The organism is Microcystis sp. M53598_WE2 (genome assembly GCF_030067735.1).
Lineage (GTDB): Bacteria > Cyanobacteriota > Cyanobacteriia > Cyanobacteriales > Microcystaceae > Microcystis > Microcystis aeruginosa.
Genome location: NZ_JASJFE010000320.1, coordinates 1 through 4,796 on the forward strand (window position 1 = coordinate 1; position 4,796 = coordinate 4,796).

Below are 4,796 nucleotides of genomic sequence, written 5' to 3' on the forward strand. Positions count from 1 at the left end.
ACTGACTCCTGACTCCCCAAAAGGAAAACTTATATTTTTTTAAAGTATCCCTGCATTTTTATTGCGTACCCGTTGATACATTTCTTCCATTACTTCGATAAAGGAAGTATCCTTATCCCAAAATGCAGGATAATCACCGGCTTTTTTAATGACAATTGCGGGAATAGTTGCGGATTTAACTAACTGAGTATTTTCTGGTAAACGGTGATGAGAGTGCCAAAATTCTTTGAGATCAATTGTTTCTGCTGCCAGTATGGTTTCGGGTTTAGTGTGATAGGAAGTAACCGGGTTAAGAGGAATTTCTTCCTCTTGGATGGAGGAGGAAAGCAGCTTACCGAGGGGAGTTTTTGCTAACTCTTGCAGTAATTTTTGACGAGAGATACCCCGTAATTCAAATAAGAGGAAAGGATCCTGATCTAATTGGGAGGCAACGAGGTAATAAACTCCGGCAATATGTTTACAGGGATTTTCCCAATCGGGACAGGAACAATTGGTGATAAAATCCTTTTGATTGTGGGGTAATAAGTGCAGATTCAGATCGCTAAATGCTTCATCAATATTATCGGGAACTTCTTTGAGCAGCAGTTTAGAGATCATACTCGCTCTTGAACCAAGATTATATAAAGCTTGTGACCACTCTGCTTTAGTAATTGGTTTAATCTCGATACTCACCTTATACAAAGGTTCTTTGTAAACCCCAAAGTAGGGATTAATGGAACCTCGCACCTGAGCAGTAATTAAATTACCGTCAATTGTATAATTCTTGACTTTATCATTTTTAGCGTAGGAACGTCCTCGACTCAAGCGCGCTGAGTCGGTAAATTCCTCTAATGCTTCTATAAAGCGTTGTCCCCACCAAGTTTTACTAAATTTATTCATAGGTTTACCTCGATTAAATAATTGTCTGTTTATTCAATGCGATTAACTGACGAAAACTTTCGTTATCTAATTCCGTTAACCAGGATTCATCATTACTAACAATAGCATTAGCTACCTTTTTCTTTTCCTCGATCATTTCATCAATTCTTTCCTCTAAGGTTCCCAAAGTGACAAATTTATGCACGAAAACATTTTTTTGTTGACCAATTCTAAAAGCGCGATCGGTGGCTTGATTTTCCACCGCAGGATTCCACCAACGATCAAAATGAAAAACATGATTTGCTTTAGTTAAATTAATCCCCACTCCCCCAGCTTTTAGGGATAAAATAAATACGGAAGGTTCTGTTTCGGAATGTTGAAATTCTTCGATCATTTGTTCTCGTTTTGGTTGAGAAGTCCCCCCGTGAAGATAATAGGTATTGTAGCGAAAAGTTTGTTTGAGGTACTTTTGTAAGGAGTCACCGATTTCAGTAAATTGAGTGAAAATAAGCAAACTATCTCCCTCTAAAATTACTTCTTCTAGCATTTCTCCCAAACGCTCTAACTTGTGCGATCGCTCAGGAGTAAAAGCGCTGTTATCCTGTAAAAATTGACGGGGATGATTACAAATTTGTTTCAAGCGCATCAGGGTAGATAAAATTAATCCTTTGCGTTTTATTCCCTCCGCTTCTTCTAATTGTTTTTCCACTTCTTTGATGACAACTTCGTAGAGAGAAGCTTGTTCTTTAGTTAAATTACAATACTGTTTGTTTTCCACTTTGTCAGGTAAATCTTTAATTATCTGCTTATCGGTTTTTACCCGACGCAGAATAAAAGGTTCCACTAATTTTTTGAGAACCGTGGACTGGAGACGATCATTTTGTTTTTGGATTGGCACTTCAAAAGCTTTACGAAATTGAGTTTCTTTGCCTAAATAACCGGGGTTAAGGAAGTTAAAAATTGACCATAAATCAAGCAGTCTATTTTCTACTGGAGTTCCCGTTAATGCGAGACGATGTTGTGCAGATAAACTTAAGATTGCTTTAGTTTGTGCCGCTTTAGGATTTTTGATATTTTGTGCTTCATCAATTACCAAACGTTGCCAAGATTGCGAGTTAAATAATTTCAAGTCCTTGCGAACTAAGGTAAAAGAAGTAATGACGATATCCTTGTGACTAGCTACTATCTGAAATTCGTTCTCATTTTGATAGCGCTTACTACCATGATGAATTAAAACCTGAAGATGGGGGGCAAATTTTTCAATTTCTTTTGCCCAATTTCCCACCACGGAAGTGGGTGCAACTAGCAGAGTTGGTAAAACATTATTATCTCCCTCTCTTTCCCCAACCAATCTAGCAATTACCTGTAGGGTTTTTCCTAATCCCATATCGTCAGCAAGACAACCATTTAAACCCAATTGTTCCAGGTATTGAATCCAGGCAACTCCACGCTTTTGGTACTCCCGCAGCGTTCCTTGTAATTGGGGAGGATTTTCGATCGGTTCTAGTTGACTAGGATTTTGTAATTTCTCTAGCATAGAACCCAAAAATTCATCGGTTTCAACAATAATCTCCTCTGGGGATTCGGCAGCTTTTTTCATTAATTCAATCAGATTCATCTCAGGATTTTCCTGCTGATATTTCTCCCAAAAATCCAGCATTTGCTGCATTTTATTTTGTTCTAATTCTACCCATTGACCTCGAAATTTAACTAGGGGTGTTTTGGTGTTAATTAATTGTTGCCATTCCTCTTGGGTAATAGTTTCTTCACCGATGGCTAGTTCATATTGATATTCAATGATGTTTTCGAGGCTAAAAATCCCTTTACTAACGGGGGTAGATTTGCCCGATTTAGAAGTAGTTTTTAGCCGAACTTTGGCGCGCTGACGACCTTGGGGAGTCCACCAAGCGGGAATAATCACTTTATATCCCGCATCTTCTAAAACCCAAGCAGTTTCTTTCAAGAAAGTAAAAGCTTCTGTAAGGTTGAGAGAAAATCCCGTCGGTTTATCCGTTTCTAATCCTTGCCAAATGGGGGGATAAATACGGGCAGCATAACCCAAACTTAGTAAAATATTTTTGTCTAAATCTTGACCAAAATGCGCTCGTATGCTTGTTCTATTTTCGGGTACTGCATACCAATATTCGTCTAATTCTAATCGCAGGGAGGGGTCTTGTTTAGAGATGAGGATAAAAGTAATTTGCCACTGTTCAATATTATTTTCTGGGGCCTCGGTTAGTTTAAAACCCAGGGTAAAATTAGATATATTTTGGTCTCCTAGTAATTGCTGTCTCCAAGTTTGCCACTGTTGATATTTTTCTAAAGCGGCAGCGGTTTGCAGAAATCCAGCAGTCTTAGTCACAGAGAAGCAATCACCTATAATTGTCTCGCTAATTTTTTTATCAAAACTGGCAGGAATTGCCGTATTAGTGACAATTTCATTGAGGAGACATTCGGAGAAGTGCCGGAGTAGGGTTTTGGGATCGTATAATTGTGGTGAAGCATGGGGATTTTCAGCACCAGCAAGACAAATGCGGGGAAGATATTCGAGATAGCGATCGAGATTGGTTTCGTAGGTTGCTGATATAATTTCCCAAAGAGGATAGATGGCAAAGTTAGCGGTTTTCTTGTTATCTGTGGCTAATTCTCGATATTTAAAAGCAGGAATATAGTTATCTTTGAGAATTATTTCTTTAAAAGCTTGACTGTAGTGATACCAAAAAAGTAAATCTGCACCTAACTGAATCTCTGAGGAGTTGTAAAGACAGATAAAGTGCAGATCATTGAGCAGTTTAAGTACAGGATTAAGGGGATAACAATCAATGTGCCAAGATTGCCATTGGCTATTTTCTGGGGGTTCTTTTTCTAGATAACGCAGTAATTCTAAGGAGGGTAAAGGTTGATTGTCGTGACTAGGTAAAAGAAAGTAGCGGGGGACAAATTGCCGACTAAGAGGATTATAATTCGATTGAACTATTCCTAACTCTCCAGTGAGAAAGCTAGTTAATTCTTCTTTGCTTAACTGAAAAGGATGATAATTATCAGCAGTGGTGCGACTCTTTTTCGGGGTGCTAGTTTCTCCCCAAAGATAAAAGCTACCCTTCTGAATAAATTCATCCGTTGATTGGGGAATCCAAGTACCGTGAAGAATTTTCATGGTTTTTAATGAGTACAAAAGAACTTAAATGAGGGCAATACTTAGCCTCTAGAAAAATTGTAGCGATTATGGGAGGATTCTCCACACTTTTTTGTCCCTTTGCGAACCCAGAAGTCCTCTGGATAAGAGAAAAAGGTTATTGACTCTCCCCCGCTAACCGCTCGCGCGGTGTAGCGGGGGATTCTCGGTTCTTAGGCTTTTAACTAGATCGACCTGGTTTAACCCGGTCGATCCCCGTCAAATCGCCTCCGCGAGCGTTTTCCAACACGGTCAGCCCGACCGCGTTTTTTCCTCGGTTCTCAATTACCTTTGCTGATGCCGTATCTCTTGGTTCGATGTGACCGCAAGAATCACACCGGTGAACTCTTTCCGATAACGCTTTTTTGCCAGTAATCGCGCCACAATTCGGACACTCTTGCGAAGTTCCGTTTTTATCGACCTTAAGATAATATTTTCCCCGTTTCCAAGCGACAAACGGTAATATCTCGTTAATAAAACTACCGATACCCGAATCTAGAGATTGTTTTCTAACGATCCCTCTAGACCACGAAACGAAGTTAATATCTTCAACGAAAATATTATCAGCGAGATCGCAAAGGTAATGACTTAATTTAAAGTGCCAATCTCTACGAGTATTAGACACTTTTTCGTGTAATCTCGATATCTTCTCTTGGAGTTTTAACCAATTGCTAGAGCCTTTAGTTTTCCGTTTCAAGCGTCTTTGTAGCAATTTAAGCTTACTCTGTACTTTCAACAAAAATCGAGGGGCTTTGATTTAATC

General features: G+C 39.1%; 2 protein-coding genes and 1 pseudogene. All 3 read right to left on the minus strand.

All coding sequences use genetic code 11. From position 1 onward, the window contains the following. Positions 1-39: 39 nt before the first annotated feature. The gene (locus PX636_RS06975; RefSeq protein ID WP_288116579.1) at positions 40-879 is read right to left on the minus strand and encodes an SWIM zinc finger family protein; all 840 of its coding nucleotides are present in this window, start codon (positions 877-879) and stop codon (positions 40-42) included. A gap of 13 nt (positions 880-892) precedes the next feature. Beyond that, positions 893-4,015: a DEAD/DEAH box helicase gene (locus tag PX636_RS06980; protein WP_288116580.1), complete on the minus strand. Its 3,123-nt coding sequence runs from the start codon at positions 4,013-4,015 to the stop codon at positions 893-895. Between the two features lie 199 nt (positions 4,016-4,214). Next, a pseudogene (locus tag PX636_RS06985) lies at positions 4,215-4,790 on the minus strand (RNA-guided endonuclease InsQ/TnpB family protein); the annotation flags it as partial. Positions 4,791-4,796 lie beyond the last annotated feature (6 nt).

Excerpts from the sequence above, each read along its gene's own strand:
- PX636_RS06980 (WP_288116580.1), bottom strand. The coding sequence starts at position 4,015 with ATGAAAATTCTTCACGGTACTTGGATTCCCCAATCAACGGATGAATTT.
- PX636_RS06975 (WP_288116579.1), bottom strand. The coding sequence starts at position 879 with ATGAATAAATTTAGTAAAACTTGGTGGGGACAACGCTTTATAGAAGCA.